Source organism: Flexivirga lutea, assembly GCF_054778955.1.
The window spans coordinates 1,018,672-1,038,616 of record NZ_BAAGZB010000002.1; the positions used below are offsets into that span (position 1 = coordinate 1,018,672).

The 19,945-nt window shown below is 69.8% G+C and carries 18 protein-coding genes and 1 pseudogene; 15 read left to right on the forward strand and 4 right to left on the reverse strand.

The features are described 5' to 3' along the window. Positions 1 to 188: 188 nt before the first annotated feature. The 5 genes and pseudogenes from ACYVBN_RS11270 to ACYVBN_RS11290 all read left to right on the forward strand — a co-directional run bounded on the left by ACYVBN_RS11270 (position 189) and on the right by ACYVBN_RS11290 (position 5,315). On the forward strand, positions 189 to 1,958 hold the full coding sequence (locus tag ACYVBN_RS11270; RefSeq protein WP_460600589.1) for a periplasmic substrate-binding domain-containing protein: 1,770 nt from the start codon (positions 189 to 191) through the stop codon (positions 1,956 to 1,958). Between the two features lie 202 nt (positions 1,959 to 2,160). Continuing rightward, positions 2,161 to 3,582, forward strand: a complete 1,422-nt coding sequence (locus tag ACYVBN_RS11275; RefSeq protein WP_460600590.1) for an amidase — start codon at positions 2,161 to 2,163, stop codon at positions 3,580 to 3,582. 28 nt (positions 3,583 to 3,610) lie between these two features. Beyond that, positions 3,611 to 3,685 (forward strand): annotated as a pseudogene (locus ACYVBN_RS11280) (hypothetical protein); the annotation flags it as partial. 14 nt (positions 3,686 to 3,699) lie between these two features. Beyond that, positions 3,700 to 3,825: a hypothetical protein gene (locus ACYVBN_RS11285; protein WP_440281984.1), complete on the forward strand. Its 126-nt coding sequence runs from the start codon at positions 3,700 to 3,702 to the stop codon at positions 3,823 to 3,825. 167 nt (positions 3,826 to 3,992) lie between these two features. Then, on the forward strand, positions 3,993 to 5,315 hold the full coding sequence (locus ACYVBN_RS11290) for an HNH endonuclease (protein WP_460600591.1): 1,323 nt from the start codon (positions 3,993 to 3,995) through the stop codon (positions 5,313 to 5,315). An 18-nt stretch (positions 5,316 to 5,333) separates the two neighbouring features. Here ACYVBN_RS11290 and ACYVBN_RS11295 read toward each other — a convergent pair whose 3' ends face one another. Then, positions 5,334 to 6,926: an amidohydrolase gene (locus tag ACYVBN_RS11295; RefSeq protein WP_440281982.1), complete on the reverse strand. Its 1,593-nt coding sequence runs from the start codon at positions 6,924 to 6,926 to the stop codon at positions 5,334 to 5,336. Between the two features lie 99 nt (positions 6,927 to 7,025). Here ACYVBN_RS11295 and ACYVBN_RS11300 point away from each other — a divergent pair, with 99 nt between their 5' ends. The 4 genes from ACYVBN_RS11300 (at position 7,026) to ACYVBN_RS11315 (ending at position 11,390) form a co-directional block, all read left to right on the forward strand. Beyond that, complete coding sequence (locus ACYVBN_RS11300) at positions 7,026 to 8,516, forward strand: sunset domain-containing protein (protein WP_460600592.1); 1,491 nt, start codon at positions 7,026 to 7,028, stop codon at positions 8,514 to 8,516. Positions 8,517 to 8,593: 77 nt separating this feature from the next. Further along, on the forward strand, positions 8,594 to 9,406 hold the full coding sequence (locus ACYVBN_RS11305; protein WP_460600593.1) for a CPBP family intramembrane glutamic endopeptidase: 813 nt from the start codon (positions 8,594 to 8,596) through the stop codon (positions 9,404 to 9,406). Then, positions 9,403 to 10,062, forward strand: coding sequence for an ABC transporter ATP-binding protein (locus ACYVBN_RS11310; protein WP_460600594.1), 660 nt, complete (start codon positions 9,403 to 9,405; stop codon positions 10,060 to 10,062). The genes ACYVBN_RS11305 and ACYVBN_RS11310 overlap by 4 nt, the downstream gene beginning before the upstream one ends. After that, positions 10,062 to 11,390, forward strand: a complete 1,329-nt coding sequence (locus tag ACYVBN_RS11315; RefSeq protein WP_460600595.1) for a hypothetical protein — start codon at positions 10,062 to 10,064, stop codon at positions 11,388 to 11,390. The genes ACYVBN_RS11310 and ACYVBN_RS11315 overlap by 1 nt, the downstream gene beginning before the upstream one ends. An 8-nt stretch (positions 11,391 to 11,398) precedes the next feature. Here the strand turns inward: ACYVBN_RS11315 and ACYVBN_RS11320 are convergent, their stop codons facing one another. The 3 genes from ACYVBN_RS11320 to ACYVBN_RS11330 form a co-directional block, all read right to left on the reverse strand. Next, positions 11,399 to 11,764: a hypothetical protein gene (locus tag ACYVBN_RS11320; RefSeq protein ID WP_460600596.1), complete on the reverse strand. Its 366-nt coding sequence runs from the start codon at positions 11,762 to 11,764 to the stop codon at positions 11,399 to 11,401. Positions 11,765 to 11,844: 80 nt separating this feature from the next. After that, positions 11,845 to 12,441 carry a nitroreductase family protein gene (locus tag ACYVBN_RS11325; RefSeq protein ID WP_460600597.1) on the reverse strand — a complete coding sequence of 199 codons (597 nt, stop codon included), beginning with the start codon at positions 12,439 to 12,441 and terminating at the stop codon, positions 11,845 to 11,847. Positions 12,442 to 12,445: 4 nt separating this feature from the next. After that, positions 12,446 to 13,618: an anhydro-N-acetylmuramic acid kinase gene (locus tag ACYVBN_RS11330; protein WP_460600598.1), complete on the reverse strand. Its 1,173-nt coding sequence runs from the start codon at positions 13,616 to 13,618 to the stop codon at positions 12,446 to 12,448. Between the two features lie 285 nt (positions 13,619 to 13,903). On the opposite strand from ACYVBN_RS11330, the gene ACYVBN_RS11335 reads away from it, so the two are divergent. From ACYVBN_RS11335 to ACYVBN_RS11360, 6 genes are read left to right on the forward strand one after another with little or no spacing between them, the layout of a single operon-like run. Then, complete coding sequence (locus tag ACYVBN_RS11335; protein WP_460600599.1) at positions 13,904 to 14,836, forward strand: MurR/RpiR family transcriptional regulator; 933 nt, start codon at positions 13,904 to 13,906, stop codon at positions 14,834 to 14,836. A 4-nt stretch (positions 14,837 to 14,840) separates the two neighbouring features. Then, complete coding sequence (gene murQ / locus ACYVBN_RS11340) at positions 14,841 to 15,737, forward strand: N-acetylmuramic acid 6-phosphate etherase (RefSeq protein WP_460600600.1); 897 nt, start codon at positions 14,841 to 14,843, stop codon at positions 15,735 to 15,737. A 33-nt stretch (positions 15,738 to 15,770) separates the two neighbouring features. Further along, positions 15,771 to 17,255, forward strand: a complete 1,485-nt coding sequence (locus tag ACYVBN_RS11345) for a long-chain-fatty-acid--CoA ligase (RefSeq protein WP_460600601.1) — start codon at positions 15,771 to 15,773, stop codon at positions 17,253 to 17,255. 47 nt (positions 17,256 to 17,302) lie between these two features. Next, entirely contained in the window at positions 17,303 to 17,743 is a 441-nt protein-coding gene (locus tag ACYVBN_RS11350; RefSeq protein WP_440281971.1) for a MarR family winged helix-turn-helix transcriptional regulator, read from the forward strand. A gap of 27 nt (positions 17,744 to 17,770) precedes the next feature. Beyond that, a complete protein-coding gene (locus tag ACYVBN_RS11355; protein ID WP_440281970.1) occupies positions 17,771 to 18,829 on the forward strand; it encodes an App1 family protein in 1,059 nt (352 codons plus the stop codon). After that, complete coding sequence (locus ACYVBN_RS11360) at positions 18,822 to 19,739, forward strand: Fpg/Nei family DNA glycosylase (protein ID WP_460600602.1); 918 nt, start codon at positions 18,822 to 18,824, stop codon at positions 19,737 to 19,739. Before ACYVBN_RS11355 ends, ACYVBN_RS11360 begins: the two co-directional genes overlap by 8 nt. Positions 19,740 to 19,945 lie beyond the last annotated feature (206 nt).

The following is a 19,945-nucleotide window of genomic DNA, read 5'->3' on the forward strand; positions in this document are numbered from 1 at the left end:
ACTCGTTCCTTGCAGGTAGCTCCCAGCGGCTGCGCATGAAGCGCTCTCACGATGGTCGCTAGTCGGTTTCACATCCTGACTGAGCGATCGGCGCCGGGGGGCGGACAGCCATGCCCAGTCAGCAGAAATGGAGTGATGAACCGGCTCTTCCCGGCACGAACCGGGGAGTGACGACAAGGAGAAACACCATGCGCTGGACAAAATTGGTTGCGCTCACGGCCTCGGGTGCCGCAGCTCTGTCGCTGGCTGCCTGCGGCAGCGGGGGGTCGCCGAGCAAGAGCGGTGGCGGCGGCAGCAACAACTCGGCCGCCGCAGCTCAGACCAAGGCGGCCGTCGCCGCCACCAACCCCAACCTCCAGGGCCCGGCGCCGGCGGTCAAGGGTGCCAAGAAGGGCGGCACGCTCTACATCGACGACGGGTCCAACCCGCCCACCATGGACCCCTCCGGCATCTACTACATCGACTCGAACGCGTATGCCACGCAGTATCTCTACCGCACGCTGACGCAGTACAAGATCGTGAACGGCAAGCCCGTGCTGGTGCCGGACATGGCGACCAACGTCGGGACGCCGTCGGCCGACGGGCTGACCTGGACGTTCAAGATCAAGCCCGGGCTGAAGTACTCCAACGGCCAGCCGGTCAAGCTCGCGGACTTCGTCTACGCGATCAAGCGGTCCTTCGCCACCGAGAGCGTCGCCGCCAACGGCACGAACTACCAGATGCAGTACCTGAAGGGTGGCAGCACCTACAAGGGACCGTTCAAGCAGCCGAAGGCCAACTTCCCGGGCGTGACCACCCAGGGCAACGACACGCTGGTCTTCCACCTGACCAAGAAGCTGCCGTCGTTCAACTACTTCGCGTCCTTCCCGGAGTTCAGCCCGATCCCGCAGAGCGCGGACACCAAGAGCAACTACCAGAAGCAGCCGCTGACCACCGGTCCGTACAAGGTGGCCAGTTACAACATCGGCCAGAAGATGGTGCTGACCCGCAACACCAACTGGGACCCGAAGACCGACCCGGTGCGCAACGCCTACCCCGACACGATCCAGATCAACTTCTCGGTCGTCGACCTGCCGTCGCAGCAGCGGATCCTGTCCAACAGCGGCACCGGCACCAACACCATCAACATCGACGCGATCGACGCCTCGCTGGCCAGCAAGGTGACCGGGGCGCAGAAGAACCAGTTCGCGATCGGTTCCTCCTCGTGCGAGTACTTCGACGAACTCGACAGCCGCAAGATCCCGCTGAACATCCGTAAGGCCATCGGCTACGCCTGGCCGTACAACGAGATGCGCAAGGCCGCGGGTCTCTCGCAGCTGAACTACCAGCCGGCGACGACCTTCGCGGCGCCCAGCCTGCAGGGCTTCAAGAAGTACACGCCGCTGCCGTACGCCACCGGGCAGGGCAACGGCGACCCGGCCAAGGCCAAGTCGATGCTGCAGAAGGCCGGCAAGATGGGCTTCGCGCTCTCGTACTACTACCAGAGCGACAAGCCCACCAAGGTCGCCGCGAACAACGCGCTGAAGGCCGCCCTCACGGCCGCCGGGTTCAAGGTCAAGGACATCCCGGTGTCCACCGCGGAGTTCGAGAAGAAGATCGCCGACCCGAACGCTCCGGTGAACATGGGCCAGGGCACACCGGGCTGGTGCTACGACTGGCCGACCGGCGACTCGGTCTACCCGGTGCTGTTCAACGGTGCCGGCATACCCAACGGTCTGTCCGTCGGGCAGTTCAAGAACGCCGCGGTCAACACGCAGATGGCAGCCATCGAGCAGCTGTCGCCGGCCGCTGCGGCACCGAAGTGGGCGGCGCTCGACAAGGAACTGATGACCCAGTACCTGCCGTCGCTGCCGGACTACTACTCGATGAACACGGCCACCTTCGGCTCGAACGTCGAGAACGTCGAGATGAACCCGTTGATCAGCATGCCCAGCCTGTCGCAGCTGTGGGTCAAGTGATCGACTGACGCACCGTCACCTCGAGGCCAGGTGACCGGGAGGACACCCTCCCGGTCACCTGTCGGGTCACCATTTCTCCCTTGTGTGATGACCCCTTGGTGCGGCTGCGGATCCGGTGAGCCAGCGCCGAGCCGGGTCCGCAGCTTGCACCCTCTTTCCACGAAGCGCTACTCGCGAGTTGACCGATGAGTAAGTTGATCGGGTGACCGATCTGCAGCCGGCGACCAGAGTCCACGCCTTCATCGACGACGCGCTGGGCGACCTCGACGCCACCGGCGTGGCCCAGCGCATCCGCAACCGCGAGATCAGCGCCGCCGAGGCGGTCGAGGCCGCCATCGAGCGCAGCCACCGGGTCGAGGACGCCCTGCACGCGCTTCGGCACCCCGACTTCGACCGTGCGCGACAACGCGCACAGAACCCGGGCGCCGCCGAATTCGCCGGCGTACCAGCGGCATTCAAGGACAACATCAAGGTCGGCGGTATGCCGATGACCGAGGGATCGGCCGCCATACCGCCCACGGCGCAGCCGAAGGACGGCCGCATCGCCGCGCAGTTCCGGCAGACCGGCATCATCCCGATCGGCACCACGAGCATGCCGGAGTTCGGCTGGACGGCGACCACCGAGACGCTCACCGGCCGGACGCACAACCCGTGGCACCTGGACCACTCCAGCGGCGGCAGCTCCGGTGGGTCGGCGGCCTGGGTCGCTTCCGGCGTGGTGCCGATCGCGCACGGCAACGACGGCGGTGGCTCGATCAGGATCCCGGCCGCCGTCTGCGGACTCGTGGGGCTGAAGCCCACGCGGGGCCGGCTGCGGGTGACCGACGGCGGGGAGGTCATGCCCGTCCGGATCGTCACCGACTCCGTGCTCGCCCGTTCCGTGCGGGACGTCGCCAACTTCTATCTCGCCGCACAGCGCGTCCACCGCAACCGGCTGCTGCCGCCCATCGAGGGCGTCGACCGGCCCGTCGACCGGCCGCTGCGCATCGGGCTGCTGCTCGACTCGCCGGTCGCGCCGGCCACCGACGCCGCCACCCGCACCTCCGTCGAAGCGCTCGCAAGGTTGCTGGAGACGCTGGGCCACCGGGTCGAGCCGTACGACCTGCCGGTGCCCGGGTTCTTCAAGGACGACTTCGTGGACTACTGGCGATTCCTCGCGATGGCTGCGGTGTCCGGCGGCCAGCGGATGTTCGGCCCCGGCTTCGACCGCGACAAGCTCGAGCCGCTGACGCTGGGCCTCGCCGAGCAGGGCAGGCGCCGGCTGTGGAAGGCCCCGGTCTTCATCAGCCGGTTGCTGGCATCGTCGGTCGCCTCCCGGGTCGCCTTCGCCAAGGGTCCGGACGTCGTACTCAGTCCGGTGCTCACGCACACCACTCCCAAGCTCGGTCATCTCGGCGCGGAGCTGCCCGCGGAGGAGCACTTCCGCCGCCTGGTCGACTACACCGGCTTCACGCCGCTGCACAACGCGACCGGCGGCCCGGCGATCTCCGTCCCGTCCGGGCTCACCGACGCCGGCCTGCCGATCGGCGCGATGCTGTCGTCCCACCACGGCACCGAGTCAATGCTGCTGCGGCTGGCGCTGCAGATCGAGCAGGCGCAGCCGTGGGCGAGGATCCAGGACTGACGGCCGCTCAGCCTGCAAAGACGGTTGGCTGCGCTCGGGAGGGATTGTCGAGCACAACGAAGCGCCGCATGCCGGCGCTCAACGGGAGTTGTTGGAGGAGACCGGTTTGGATTCTTCGTGCCGGCTGAAGCCGAGCGGCGGCTCGCGTCATACGACCTGGGGCGCTTCGTGGCCGCCGTGTCGGTACGGGTGCCTGGCACGACCGCGTACCTGGTCGGTGGCTGGGCGTTGGCGTCTGACTGAACAGACGCCGGAGGGGAGTCGGCGTAACGGATCGGAAGAAAGCGACTCTGTGTCCACATCCCTGTCCTGCTGACTGTGCACAACGATCGCGGAAATAGGGGGATGTGGATAACGTTCGTTTCCGAAACCCGTTGTGGTTGATGGTAATTCGTGAAATACTCGAACACATGAGCGATAGTCTTGTGGATGTGATCGAGAACCTCGGAGACGTTCTCGATGCCACTGTGCTGCGCGCGTTCCATGACCGATTGGACGAGAAGATCGACACCAATGACCTGCTGGCGGAGTTGCGGGCATGTGAGGAGTTGAAGAACGCCCTGGCCGCCCGGCAGGCGCGCCTTGCGGTGGCGGTGCACGAGAAACAACAGGCGCGTGACGTTCCCCGCGGCATCAAGGCGGCGGACACCGCCAGGAAGGTCGGCTCCGACGTCGCCCTCGCGCGCCGGTGTGCCCCACAGGCGGGTTCGCGGCTACTGGGGCTGGCACATGCCGTCACCGAAGAGATGCCGCACACGCGTGACGCGCTGGCAGCCGGCGTCATCTCCGAGTGGGATGCCACGGCTCTGTGCCGCGAGACCGCGTGCCTCAGCCGGGAAGACCGTGGTGCGGTGGACGCTGCGATCGCCGGCCAGTTGGGCTCCGTGAGTCACCAGCGTTTGGAGTCCTCGGCTCGGGAGCACGCCTACCGGCTGGACCCCGAGGCCGTCACCGCACGCCGCGCGCGAGCCGAGTCCGAGCGTCGGGTCACCCTGCGGCCGGCACCGGACTGTATGACGCGGCTGACCGCGCTGCTGCCGGTCAAGGGCGGCGTGGCTTGCTATGCCGCGCTGTCCGCAGTCGCGAATGCCACTGCAACACCAGAGCACCCGCGTGGTCAGGTCATGGCCGACACGCTCGTCGAACGTGTCACCGGCCGCTCTCCGGCAGACGGCGCTCATGTCGAGGTCAACCTCGTGATGCCGCTCGACAGCCTGACCGGCGATGTCCCGGCATACATCCCGGATTACGGCCCGATCCCGGCGGACCTGGCCCGGGAGTGGGTCATCGATCCGCAGCAGGACGTGCGGGTGCGGCGCCTGTTCAGTTTCCCCGGCTCCGGTGACCTTGTCGGGATGGAGCGCCGCGGCCGCACCTACACCGGTCTCCTGGCGAAGTTCATCAAACTGCGCGATCAGACCTGCCGCACCCCGTTCTGTTCGGCGCCGATCCGACACATCGATCACATCAAAGCGCACGCCGAAGGCGGCGAAACGTCCGAGCGCAACGGCGAAGGGTTCTGCGAGCGGTGCAACTACGTCAAGGAGCACCCGGATCATCATGTGAGCGGTGATGCCACGCAGACCACCGTCGCGACGGGCGGCCTCCTGGCAACGAGTCACCCGCCAAGTCCACCCGGTTTGCCGCCGCCGACCCGATCACACATCGAACGCACCCTCATCGACATCACGTGGGCCCATTGGACCCGAGCACCCGGAGTCGGAAACGACTGAATCAGTCGCGGGCGCGAATCAGTCCCGCTGCCAGCGGGTCTCACCGCCGACGATCGTCTGCAGCACCTGCGTGTCGCGGATGCGCAGCGGCTCGTCGGCCAGGATCGCCGGGTCGGTGATGTCGGTGTCGACCGCGATGAAGTCGGCCAGCATGCCGGCGGCCAACGTGCCGCGGTGATCCGCGGCACCGGTGAGTTTCGCCGGGCCGGTCGTGTAGCCGGCGATGGCCTCGGCCACCGTCACGCGCTCAGCGGGCTGGAAGCCGCCATCGGGCGTGCTGTCGCCGCGCTGCCGCGTCACCGCCGCGTGGATGCCGTGGAACGGGTTGGCCTCCTCCACCGGAGCATCGGACCCGAACGCCAGATCCGCGCCGGAGTCCAGCACACTGCGCCAGCCGTAGGCGACCAGGTCGTGCTCGGGCAGCAGTGCCCGCACCAGGTCGATGTCGCTCGTGCAGTGCGTCGGCTGCATGGACGCCGTGACGTCCCACGTCCGCAGCCGCGCCACGTCGCCCGGCTGCAGGAACTGCGTGTGCTCGATGCTCAACGGCAAGGTGCTGCCGGTCTCGCGGCGGATCTGCTCGAAGACGTCCAGCACGACGTGGTTGGCCTGGTCACCGATCGCGTGCACGGCGACGGCGATCCCGGCGGTGACGGCGGCGTGCGCGGCGGCATACAGCTGCTGGTGGGTCATCACCTCCATACCGCGGTTGCTCGGGTCGTCCGCGAAACCACGGCTCATGTGGCAGGTGCGGGAGCCCAGCGCACCGTCGCTGAACAGTTTGACCGGCCCCACCCGGAACCAGTCGTCGCCGTCACCGGTGCGCCGCCCCTCCGCGATCGCAGACTGCAGGGCCTCCATCGGCACCGCCTTGACCACGCGGATCGCCAGTTCGCCGGCGTCCTTGATCGCCAGGTATGCCGCTCGCGCCTCCTCGCCGTTGAGATCGGTGACAGCCGTCAGGCCGACCGACAGCAGGTGGGTCTGTGCGGCCAGCAGCAACTGCCGCAGGTCCCCGGCGTCCGGGCCGGCCGCGATCTCGCCGATCGGGTCCTGCGCGGCCTCGCGCAGGATGCCGGTCGGATTGCCGTCGGCGTCGCGGACCGCCATACCGCCGGGCGGGTCCGGCCATCGCGCGTCGATGCCGGCGCGGCGCAGCGCCTCCGAATTGGCCCACATGGTGTGCCCGTCGATGGTCGACAGCGCGATCGGGTGGTCGCCGCTGACAGTGTCCAGATCGGCAGCCGTCGGCTGCACCGGACGCTCCCACTTGTTGCTGTCCCACCGACCGCCGAAAATCCAGCTGCCCGGCGGCAGCAGCTCGGCGTGCTCGCGCACCCGCTCGAGCGCGTCCTGCAGCGACCGCGCGCCACGCAGGTCCACCGCCACCAGCGACCGCGCAATGCCCGCGGTGTGGATGTGGGCGTCGTGCATGCCCGGCAACACCAACGCTCCCGGCAGGTCCACGACGGTGGCCGACGGATGTATGGCGGTCAGCTCGGCGGCGTCACCGACTGCGGTGATCCGGTCGTCCTCGACCAGGATCCCGGACACGAAGGGCTGGCTGGCGTTTCCGGTGAAAACGCGCGGGTGACGGAAGAGTGTTGACACGGCCGCCAGCTTAAGGAGGGATAGAAAGGGAATGATGATCGGTGTCCGTGTCCGGACGCCGACATCCGTCGACGTTCTCCAGGAAAGGAGTCGGTCAAAATGGTGTGGGTTTGGATCATCATTGCGATCATCATCATCGCGCTCATCATCTGGTTCTTGATGCGTGCCAGGAGCGCGAGGAGCGCCGCCGGTCAGCCATCGGTCGGACGGCACGCGTCCGGTGAGGACCGGTCGGGCCCGCCGCCGGGAATGGCGTCGACGCCCCCGACACGCCCCGACCTGGACACCGAACCCCGCGACAGCTCCGCCGGCTCCGCCATGAGCGCCGAGACGGCACCGGCGGGCGGCGCCGATACCAACGAGTTCACCCGCGGCACCGAGCACACCACGACCAACTACGGCTCGGCCGCCGACCCGACACCCGACTCGGCGTCGGCCATGCCGGCCGGCGAGCCGGTGGAGGCCGGCGCCGCCGATGCCGACGGTCCCAGCACCGCGGTCCCGGTCGTGGGGCAGGACCGGCACGGTCAGGACGACGGCTCGGCGCTGCCGGCCGACGGCTCCGATGAGTTCGACGACGTGCACGACGCGGTCGACACGGCGCACTCGCCGACCGCCGCACCGCAGGACGTCACCGACGCGCAACCGCCGTTGCCCACAGCCACCGATCCACAGCGGGTCACCGCCGCGGTCGACAGCGCACCACGGCGCGGCGGCACCGACGAGGAGGTCGCCGCGCTGAACGACGACCCAGCACCTCGGGTGGGCGACGCACCCACCCAGAGCGCGGCCGCGACGGCACGGCACGACGACGTGGAGTTCCGGGGCACCGAGGTGCAGCACCCGTCCGAGGGCTCGATCGCGCCGGACGCCGCCGCGTCCGGCGAGGCTCGCGAGTCGGTTGCCGAGCCGGCTGCCACACCGGCCGAACCCGTCGATGCACCGGTCGAACGCGACCCGATGACCGAGCGTTTCGGCGAGGGCGCCACATCGCCGCGCTCTGACGGTGCGGCGCCGGACGGCTTCACCATCAAGGGCAACGCCGACTCGATGCTGTTCCACACCCCGGACAGCCCGCGGTATGACGCCACGACTGCCGCCGTCTGGTTCACCGACGAGATCGCCGCGACCTCCGCCGGCTTCGCGCACTGGGACCGGGAGAAGCGGGGCCAGGCGCCCGAGGAGCCCGCGGGCGGCACCTCCTACACCACGGGCACGAGCGACACCGGCGTGGCGGTGACCGGTCTGACCGGCACGTCGCAACCGGCGACGGAGCCGGAGGTGCCGGCCGCCGAGCCGGTCGAGCCCACCGACCCGGTCGAGCCCACCGAGCCGGTCGAGCCCACCGAGCCGGTCGAGCCCACCGAGCCCGACCCGATGCGTGAGCAGTTCGGCGAGGGCGCGGCCTCGCCGCGTGCGGACGGCAGCGCGCCCTCGGAGCGCCATACGATCAAGGGCAACGCCGACACGATGCTCTTCCACACCTCCGACAGCCCGCACTACGACCGCACCGAGGCGGAGGTGTGGTTCGCCGACGAAGAGTCCGCCAAGGCGGCCGGTTTCCAGCACTGGGACCATCGCAAGCGGTAGCAGCCAGTCACTCCTGACCACCCGACCCTGGGCGGCGCGACCTGCGCCGACCCAGGGTCGGGTGGTTATATGGCCGGGTGACGGGCCTGACGCGTGAACTCCGCACGCTGTGGCGTGGACCGCTCACCGTCCCCGACACCCGACTGTCGCCCCGCACCCTCGTCACCGAGACGGTGCTGGTCCTGCTGCTCAGCCTCGGCGCCTCGGCGATCTACTCGATCCTGTCGATCATCCGCGACCTGCAGTCGCACGTGGCGCTCAATCAGCAGACCTCGTCGCTGAACAGCTCGCAGGCCACCCAGTCGTGGCTCGACCTGACCTACCAACTGGTCGGCATCGCGCTCGGCGTCGTGCCGGCCCTGCTGGCAATCCACCTGCTCGGCCGGGAGATCCGCCGGCCCGCGGCATACCTCGGTGTCGACCGGACCCGGCCGGGCCGCGACCTGCTGTGGGGCGCCGGACTGGCGGCGCTGATCGGCATACCGGGCCTCGTGCTGTATGTCGTGGCGCGCGACCTCGGCTTCAACACCACCGTGGTGGCCGCCGACCTCGGTAGCCACTGGTGGGCGACGCCCGTGCTGCTGCTGTCGGCGCTGCAGAACGCGATCGTCGAAGAGACCGTGATGGTCGGCTACCTCTTCACCCGCTGGAGCCAGGCGCGGTGGCCGCTGCCGGTGGTGATCGTCTGCTCGGCGGTCATCCGCGGCAGCTACCACCTCTACCAGGGCTTCGGCGGCTTCGCCGGCAACATCGTGATGGGGCTGATCCTCGGCACCGTCTATCTACGCACCAGGAGAATTCTTCCGTTGATCCTCACCCACACGATCCTGGACTCGGTCGCGTTCGTCGGCTACGCCCTGCTGCACGACCACGTGGGGTGGTTGCAGTGACCGCCGCAGGCGCTCCCACCTTCGACCGCATCAAGGTCGACAAGGTCAGCTGTGTCCAAGGTGAAGTGACCATGCTGCCGCCCACCTCGCTGACCGTGAAGGCCGGCGAGAACATCGCCATCCTCGGCGAGAACGGCGCCGGGAAGACCACCTTCCTGCGGGTGCTGACCGGCAACCTGCAGCCCACCACCGGCACCGTCACGATGAACGGCCAGCCGATCGACGAACGCGACCCGGCCACCCGGCGTGTCATCGCGCCGCTCATCGGACCGGTCGCCGGCTACCGGGACCTGACCGTGGCCGACCACCTGATCCTCATCGACCAGACCTGGGGCGGTGACCGCGACGGCGCCGGCGAGCGCATCGCCGCCGTGCTCAACCGTCTCGACATACTGCGCTTCGGCAACCGCTTCCTGGCCGAACTCTCCTCGGGACAGCGGCAACTCGTCGAGCTGGCGATGGTGCTGCTGCGGCCGTCCGCGCTGCTGGTGCTCGACGAGCCCGAGCAGCGCCTCGACGAAGGCCGCCGGGCACTGCTCGGGGAGGTGCTGCGCGAGCGGGTCGCCGACGGCGGGTCCGTCGTGTGGGTCTGCCACGACAAGGAGCTGGCCACGTCGACCGCGACCCGGACCGTCCACTTCCCGCAGGGCGCCTGATGGCCACGGCCACCAAGGAGGAACGCGAACGCCTCTCGGACGCCTACGAACTGCGCTACCGCGGCGAGGGCGGCCCGATGTCGTCCGCTCTCTTCGGCGCCTACCTGGCGGCGCTGGTCGGCACGGTCTACGGCTCGGTGCTGGCCCACTACGTCTTCCAGGAGTGGCCGCAGATCCTGCACTGGATCGAGCGGCAGCCGGTCGCCGCCACCGGCATCGCGGTCCTGGTCGTGCTGCTGGTCGCCGCGGTCGCGTTCAAGGTCGGCGCCGCGAGGGGGCCGGTGCTGCCCGAGCCCGGACACATCGAATTCGTCGTCGCCACGGACCTGCCGCGGCGGCTCACCCTGCGTGACGCCTGGCGCGGCAGCCAGCTGATGGTGCTCACCTCGTGCCTGTGCCTCGGCGTTGCGATCCCGATCGGCTACACCATGGCAGGCGGCTCGGCGGCGGCGCTCGCGGTCGGGGTGGTGCTCGGTCTGCTGGGCGGAGTCCTCATCGTGCAGTCGTGGCTGCGCGGCCAGGTCCGCGGTCACGCACCCCTGGGCGGTATGGCGAGCTGGCCGCTGGTCGAGGCCATCCCGGGCACGGACCTGTTGCGGCAGTCGCTGCTGTCCGAAGCGGTGACCTCCTCACTGATCGTGTCGGACACCCGGCGCGCCCGCGCGCAGGCGTTCTCACTGAAGCTGCGGCACAAGCCCGAGCGGATCCGGGTGGCCGGCCCGAACCTCACGGTCGTCCTGGCCGACGTGACCGGGCTACTGCGCACCGGCTGGTCGTCACTGGGCTGGGTCGTGCTGGAGGTCGTCGCCGTCGCGCTGGCCGGTCTGCACGCCGTACAGCACGCCAACTCACCGCTGCTGCTGCCGATCCTGGTGGTGCTGGCACACATCGGCGCCTCCGGCCTGACCCGCGGCCTGCAGGGGCAGGCCGCGGCGGCCGGTGACCAGTCGCTGCTCGGGCTGACCTGGCCCCACGAATCGGTGTTGCACCTGGTGCCGTTGGCGCTGGGTCAGTTCGTCATCGCGACCGTCGTCGGACTGCTCACCGGCTCGGGCCCGGACGCGCCGGCATACGGTGCGGCGATCGCGCTGCTGGTCGCCGGCGGCCAGTTGCTCTATGCGCACAAGGGTCCGGCGCCGTCGATCTTCATGTCCGGCCCGGGCCGCGGCGGCGGCGTGCTGTGGGCGATGCACCCGGGCATCGTGGTGCTGGCCGGCGGCTTCGCGGCCACGCTCGGCTCCGGCACCGCGGTGCTGGCCGGCGCGATCGTGCTCGCGATCGGATATGCCCGCAGCTCAGCGGCTTTCGCACCGGCCCGGATCGACTGAGCCGCCGGTTAGTTCGCCGGCGGGTAGGGCTGTGAGCTCAACAGCCCGGCCAGATGCCGGGCGTTCGCCGCGGCGACCTTGGTGGTCGACGCGGTTTTCTCGGGGGTCGACTCCAGGTCCTGGTAGTCGGTGCTCTGCATCGCCGCGCCGTTCCAGTAGGTGACGCCCTGCGCCGGCACGGTGAAGCCGACATCGCTGAGCGACTGGTAGAGGATGCCGGTGATGTGGTGGGCGCCGTCCTCGTTGCCGACGACGACGGCGACGGCGACCTTGCCGAACGTGCGCGGCCGGCCCTGCAGCTCGCTGCTGGACTGTGTCGGCCCGGGCTTGAGCGTGCACACCAGTGCCACGGCGCGCAGTCTTCCGTTGGTCATCTGCTTCTCCTGAGGTGTCGGGTGGCGAATCACCGCCCGGCACCCCGGCCGCCGGTGGACGACACGCGCCGTCGCGGGCCTCAGGGGTCGGTGTGAGTCCGGCCATCGGTGGCGATGTCATCCAGGTCGCGGCGCGCACGGGGCACGATGCCGCCGTCCGGCAACTGCACGGCGTATGGCGCGGGCGCCGCAGGCGACGGCACGCCGACCGCGGCCATGGTGGCGACCTCCCAGCCCGCGGCCACCCGGAGTGAGGTCTCGACGGCGTCGCGCTCGAAGCTGCGGAACTGCCGCACCGACAACCCCATCGCCTGGGCCTGCACGGTGAGGTGGGCGACCGCCTGACCGAGGTCATACATTGCGAACCCCGAGTATTCACAATCTGTTTCGTCGACCCAGCGATGACACAGATTGACCAGCAGCAGACTGGCCGCCGCCGCCCACCGCCGGGCGCCGCCGCGCAGGTGCGGCACCAGCAGCCGGTGAGTCTCGTCGCCGCGCCGCGCCGCCACGAAGGCCCACGGCTGCGAGTTGCCTGCCGACGGTGCCCAGCGCGCCGCCTCGAGCAGCGTGGCCACCTCGCTCGCGGTGACCACGTGGTCATCGCGGAAGTCCTGCGGACTCCACCGTTGCCGCAGGAGTGGGTGCAGCGGTCGGGGCGGGCCCTGCTCGGTCACCGGCTCAGTCCACCACGCGCAGGCTGCGCGGTGTGACACCCGGCTCAGGTAGCCGTAACGGCTTGTCACCCGGGCTGATCCTCCCGAGCACCCGCGGGGCGGCGGCGCCGGTCAGCGCGCGCCCGTCCGGCCCGGTCAGCACGCCCGGGATGCCGTGCCAGGTCAGGTAGCCGATGAGCGCCATCAGATACCCCTCCTTGTCGTCGACCGGCAGCCCGAGTGCGTCGCTGGTCGTCAGCCGCGCCGGCGCCAGGTGTATGGCGAGCCGGTCCATCAGCACCGGGTTGCGCACGCCGCCGCCGGAGCCGTAGACGTCGGTCACGCCGTAGGGACGCAGTGCGTCCGCGACGGTGACCGCGGTCAGCTCGGTCAGTGTGGCGACGAGGTCGGCGAGTTCGACGTCGCATTCGTATGACGCCAGGTAGTCCGTCGTGAAGAGCTCTCGCCCGGTCGATTTCGGCGCCGGGAGCGCGTAATACGGTTCGGCCAGCAGGCGCTCCAGCAGCTGCACGTTGATGGTTCCGGCAGCGGCCAGGCGCCCGTCGGCGTCATACCGCTGAGTGCCGGAGGTGGCGGCGGACACGGCCGCGTCGATCAGGCAGTTCGCCGGGCCGGTGTCGAAGGCGGCGACGCCGGACGGCGACGCCACGGAGACGTTGGCGATGCCGCCCAGGTTGAGCAGTGCGCCGGCCCGCGAAAGCCCGCGCAGGAGGAGCAGGTCGAGCGTGCCGGCCAGTGGCGCCCCCTGCCCACCGGCCGCGATGTCGCGGCTGCGGACGTCACTGACCACGGGCAGTCCGGTGCGCTCGACGATCGCGGCAGGCTGGCCGAGCTGGAGGCCGCCGTGCGCCGTCGGACCGTCCACCCAGTGATGGACGGTCTGGCCGTGGCTGACCACCAGATCGGCCGACCCGCCGGCGAAATCGTCGATGGCGGACGCGACCGCCCCGGCGATCTCCCGGCCGGCGACGACGTCGAGGCGGCACACCTCCGCCGCGGTGGTGGTCGCCGGCGGCAGCAGCGCCAGCAGCGCCTCGCGGGTCGCGGGCGACCACGAGTGGGTGTGTGCCCCGAGCGGGCGCAGCAGCAGCCCGCCGTCGGCGGCGCCGTCCAGCTCGGCGACGGCGACGTCGATACCGTCGACCGACGTGCCCGAGATGCAGCCGACGACGATCACAAATCCTCCTGCGCGTGCAGCTGGTGTTCAGACAACTGGCATATAACTGGCAGCGAACGTGGAAATTCCGGTGTTGCGTGCCGGAAACCGCAGGAAAGCTGCACTATGTGTCACGCAAGACCTCGGTCAGGATATGTCAATCTTTTCCAACAGAACGCACGGTCCTGGCACCTAGTTTCCACACGATGGTTACAGTGACCGGCAGCAACATCAGCTGGTTCGAGGGCAGGACTGACCGCAACAGGCACCTTGCGACGCCCCGCGCCGAAGGTCGAAAGGGACGTCATGGCAAAGGAATCGGGGGACCCGGCAGGGGACCCGACGCGCGACGTGCTGGTCCGGATGCGGTCCGCCCTCCCGCAGCTGCAACCGGCCGAACACCGCGTCGCCGACGTCGTGCTGCGCGATCCCGCCGGCGCCGCGCACCTGTCGATCACCGAGCTGGCCCAGCGCGCCGACACCTCGGTCGCGACGGTGGCCCGTTTCAGCCACAGCGTCGGCTTCGGCGGCTACCCGCAGCTGCGGCTCGCTCTCGCCGGCGCCGCGGCCCGGGAGTCGGCGCTCGGAGCGACGACCCGCGAACCTCCCGCGGATCTCAACGAGGCACACACCACCGAGGACATCGTCGCCGGGATCGTGCACCACGAGGTGCGTGCGCTGCAGGAGACCGCCGAGCACCTCGACCTGGCCGCGCTCGACGCCGCCGTCGCGGCGGTCGCCCAGGCCGCGCGCGTCGAGATCTTCGGTGTCCAGGCCAGCGGGCTGGTCGCCACCGACCTGCAGTACAAACTCATCCGGGCCGGCCGAGTCGCGTTCTGCTGGACCGAGTTCCACGCGGCGATGACCTCGGCCGTGCTGCTGGGCGAGGGCGACGTGGCGATCGGCATCTCCCACTCGGGCAGCACCCAGGACGTCGTGGAGACACTCGCCGCCGCCCAGCACTCCGGTGCCACGACCATCGCGATCACCAACTACTCCGGGTCGCCGATCGTGAAGTATGCCGACATCGTGCTGACCACCGCGGCGCGTGAGACCGCGTTCCGGTCCGGTGCGCTCGCCAGCCGCACCGCCCAGCTGGCCGTCGTCGACTTCCTTTTCGTCGGCGTGGCCCGCACCTCCCTCGAAGCCACCACGGAGGCCCTCAGCCGCACCCACGAAGCAGTCCGCGACGCCACCCCGATGAAACGTCGCAAGACCGCGGCGAAGAGGAAAAAGTAGATCGATGAACCTAGGTGACCTCACCACCGAGGCGCGCAACCCGCGCAGCGTCGGCCTCGATGCCATGGACACACGCCAGCTGCTGGAGCTGATGAACGACGAGGACCAGACGGTCGCGCTCGCGGTGCGCGAGGCGCTGCCCGCGATCAGCGAGGCCGTGGAGCTGGTGGCCCACTCGCTGCGTGCCGGAGGCAGGCTGATCTACCTGGGCGCCGGCACCAGCGGCCGGCTGGGACTGCTGGACGCCGTCGAGTGCCCGCCCACCTTCGACACCGACGCCGGGCAGGTGACCGCCCTGCTCGCCGGTGGCCGATGGGCGTTCGTGGAGGCGGTCGAGGGCGCCGAGGACGACCTCGACACCGCCGCCGCCGACGTGGACGGGCTCGACGTCGGCCCCGACGACACGGTGGTCGGCATCGCGGCGAGCGGGCGGACGCCCTACGTCATCGGCGGCCTGCGCCGCGCCACCGAGCGCGGCGCCCGGACCGTCGCCCTCGCCTGCAACAAGGGCTCGTTGATCGGCCGGGAGGCCGAGGTCGCGATCGAGGTCGCCACCGGCCCCGAGGTGCTCACCGGCTCGACCCGGCTGAAGGCCGGCACCGCGCAGAAGATGGTCTGCAACATGCTCTCGACCGCGGCGATGGTGCGGATCGGGAAGACCTACGGCAACTTCATGGTCGACATGCGTCCGACCAACGCCAAGCTGGTCGACCGCGCGCGCCGCATCGTCGCCGCCGCGACCGAGGTGGACGAGTCGACGGCGGCCGACGCGCTGCAGGCCGCCGACGGGCGCACCAAGGTCGCCGTGGTGATGCTGCTGGCGGGCGTGGACGCCGAGGCGGCCGAGCAGCTGCTCGACACCGGGGACGGCAGCGTCTCCGCCAGTTTGCGCAAAGCCTGACCCGCACCACGGGACGGTTCTACAGTTGTCGGCATGACCAATCTCGCCGCCAATCTGGCCCGCACTGCCCAGCAGCACCCGGACGCCATCGCGGTCAAGCTGGATGACGCCACGCTGACGTATGCCGAATTGCGTGACGCCGCAGTGAAGTTCGCGGGCAAGCTGGTGGCGCGCGGCATACGGCCCGGCGACCGCGTCGCGCTGTCGCAGCCCAACCTGCCGACGTTCCCGGTCATCTTCTACGGCACGCTGTGGGCGGGGGCGACGGTCGTGCCGATGAATCCGCTCTTCAAACCGCGCGAGATCGCCTACTACCTCAGCGATTCCGGCGCCTCGGTGATGTTCGGTATGCCGGGCGACGGCCCGCAGGGCGCGCTGGAGGCGGGCACCGACTTCGAGCTGGTCGACCCGTCCGATCGTGCCGGCCTGCTCGGCGACGCAGACCCGCTGCCCGAGCCGGTGGAGCGCGCCGACGACGACACCGCGGTCATTCTCTACACCTCCGGCACCACGGGCCGGCCCAAGGGCGCGGAGCTCACTCATCACAACCTGGACGACAACGCGCGGATGGTCGTCGACCAGCTGGTGCACATCGGCCCGGGCGACGTGATCATGGGCTGTCTGCCGCTCTTCCACGTCTTCGGCCTGACCTGCGGCCTCAACGCCGCCGTCGTCAGCGGCGCCACGGTCACCCTCATCCCGCGCTTCGAGGCGGTGCGGGTGCTGGAGATCATGCAGCGCGACAAGGCGACGATCTTCCAGGGTGTGCCGACGATGTACAACGCGATGCTGGTGGCCGCGGCCGACCTCGAGGTCGACGTCTCGTCGCTGCGCACCTGCTGCTCCGGCGGTGCGGCGCTGCCGGGTGAGGTGATGCGCAAGTTCGAGGAGCGCTTCGGGGCCAAGATCTTGGAGGGCTACGGCCTGTCGGAGACCTCGCCCGTCGCGTCGTTCAACCTGCCCGACCGCGAGCGCAAGGTCGGCTCCATCGGCGTGCCGCTGGACGGGGTGCAGATGCGGCTGGCCGAGTCGGACGGCTCCGACACGCCGGCCGGTGAAGTAGGTGAGATCGCCATCAAGGGCGACCTGATCATGAAGGGCTACTGGGGGCGTCCGGAGGCCACCGCCGAGGCGGTCCGCGACGGGTGGTTCTACTCCGGCGACCTGGCCAGGATGGACGAGGACGGCTACTTCTTCATCGTCGACCGCGCCAAGGACATGATCATCCGCGGCGGCTACAACGTCTATCCGCGCGAGGTCGAGGAAGTGATCTACGAGCATCCCGACGTCGTCGAGGCGGCGGTCATCGGTGTGCCGCACGAGCACTACGGCGAGGAGGTGGCGGCATACGTGGTGGTCCGTGCGGGATCCGACCTCGACTCCGAGACGTTGACCGGTTTCGTGCGGGAGCGCGTGGCGGCATACAAGTATCCGCGGCAGATCACTTTCATCGAGGCGCTGCCCAAGGGTGCGACGGGCAAGATCCTCAAGCGCGAACTGCGTGAGGTGGCGCAGTGAACAGGGCCGGCTTGACGACACATAGAAAATCTATGTAATCTACACCCATGCCGTCCGAATCCGCCATCCCCGAAGGCGCCCGGCTGCTCAGCGCCGTCGCGCGACTCAACCGCTGGGCGACCCGCCACGCCGAGGTGCGGATCCCACCCGCGCAGGGCCGGCTGTTGTCGCTGATCGACGAGCTGGGCCCCGCGCGCATCGGCGAGCTGGCGCATGCCGACCACTGCAGCCAGCCCACGATGACCACCCAGGTGCAGCGCCTGGAGGCGGCCGGCTGGGCGACACGCTCGACCGACGCCTCGGACGCGCGGGTCGCGCTCATCGAGCTGACCGACGACGGGCGCGCGCAGCTGGAGCAGCTGCGCGCCTCGCGTGCCGCGGCGCTGGCGCCGGAGGTCGCGCGGCTGAGCGAAGACGAACGCGAGTCGCTGCGCGCCGCGACGGAGATCATCCTGCGGATAGTTCACCCCGCCGACGGTGACCGGTAGTCACCCGCGCCCCGTAACCTGAGCGGTATGCCGAAGGTCCACCCCGCAGCGCGCGCCGAGGACGCGATCAACGCGGTCGTCGCGCGGCGGCTGCGCAAGCGCGGGTGGAAGCTGCAAGTCATGCCCTACATCGGGTATGGCGGACCGGGCTTCGCCCGGCTGCTGGCCCGGGTGGTGCTCGCCCGGGACGGCCAGCCGACGACCGCGCCGGATGCGGAGGAAGCGCCGATCCGGCGCGGGTTCAAGGTCTTCTTCACCGCCCCGCTCGCCGGCGTCGACGTGCGGCTGCGCTGTGGCACGGCGACCGCGGCCGCCACCACCGACCGCGGCGGCTACCTCGACGTCGACCTGACCGACCACGGGCTCGAGCCCGGCTGGCACACCGCCACCATCAGCGTCGACGATCTGGACGTGCAGGTGCCGGTGCAGATCATCTCGCCGGACACCCGCTTCGGGATCATCAGCGACGTCGACGACACCTGCCTGGTCACCGCCCTGCCGCGGCCGATGATCGCGGCCTGGAACTCCTTCGTGCTGGAGGAGACCGCCCGCAAGGTGGTCCCCGGTATGCCGGCGATGTACCGCTCGCTGCTCGCCGCCGAACCCGAGGCACCGATCTTCTATCTGTCCACCGGCGCCTGGAACACTCAGCCGATCCTGACCCGCTTCCTGCGCCGGCACGGTTTCCCGCTGGGGCCGGCGCTGCTGACCGACTGGGGCCCGACCGACGACAGCATCTTCCGCAGCGGCCAGGCGCACAAGCGCAGTTCGCTGCGCCGGCTGGCCGCGGAGTTCCCGCACATCCAGTGGCTGCTGGTCGGCGACGACGGTCAGCACGACCCGGTGATCTACGAGGACTTCGCCGTGGAGCATCCCGACAACGTCGCCTGCATCGCGATCCGGCAACTGACCCCCACCCAGCAGTTGCTGTCGCACGGTCACCCGCTGGCCCGGGAGGAGTTGCGCGGCCGGCCGATCCGGATGATGGTCTGCGAGGGGCCGGACGGTTTCACCCTGCACCGGCTGGTGCGCAAGGCGCTTGCGGCCACCTTCGGCGCGGAGAAACGGAGCGATGCCGATGCCTGAGCTGCCAGAGGTGCAAGGACTGGTCGACTTCCTGCGCTCGCGCGTCCTCGACCTGCCGGTCGCGCGCGTCGAGCTCGGCTCGTTCTCGGTGCTGAAGACCTATGACCCGCCGGTCGACGCGCTCGGTGGCCTGTCGGTGACCGGCGTGACCCGGCACGGGAAGTGGATCGACCTGGACGTCGATGGCATCCACCTGGTCTTCCACCTGTCGCGCGCCGGCTGGTTGCGCTGGTCCGACGCGCTGCCGCAGACGGTGGTGCGCCCCGGCAAGTCGCCGATCGCGTTGCGGGTGCGTTTCGCCGACGACTCCGGCTTCGACCTGACCGAGGCCGGCACCCAGAAGCGGCTGGCGGTCCACGTCGTGCGCGACCCGGCGCAGGTGCCGGGCATCGCCTCGCTCGGTCCGGACCCGCTGTCGCTGTCGCGGGCCGACTTCGCGGGACTGTTGCGCGGCTCGCGGACACAGGTCAGCGAAAAAGGATCAAACACAGGATCTGGCACGACGGCGAGGAACGAGTCGTCGCGCCAGATCAAGGGTCTGCTGCGGGACCAGTCGGTGCTCGCCGGGGTGGGCAACGCCTACTCCGACGAGGTGCTGCACGCGGCGAAACTCTCGCCATACACCGTGGCCGGGAAGCTGAGCGACGAGCAGATCGACCGGCTGTATGACGCGCTGCGCGACATACTCACCGAGGCGATCGCGGCGGCATCCGGCAAACCGGCCAAGGACCTCAAGGACGCCAAGCGGGCCGGGATGCGGGTGCACGGCCGCACCGGCGAGACCTGCCCGGTGTGCGGCGACGTGGTGCGCGAGGTCTCCTTCGCCGACCGGTCGATGCAATATTGCGCGACCTGTCAGACCGGCGGCAAACCGCTGGCCGACCGCCGGATGTCGCGGCTGCTGAAGTAGCGCCCGGCATCCTGGTCGGGCGGTGCGTGTACCAAAGTCTCCCCAGGGTGAGGTTTGGTACGGGGTCGGCTGGGTGCGTGTACCCGAAGTCTCCCCAGGGCCGGGTTTGGTACGGACCTGGCGCGGTGCGTGTACCCGAAGTCTCCCCAGGGCCGGGTTTGGTACGGACCTGGCGCGGTGCGTGTACCGAAGTCTCCCCAGGGCGG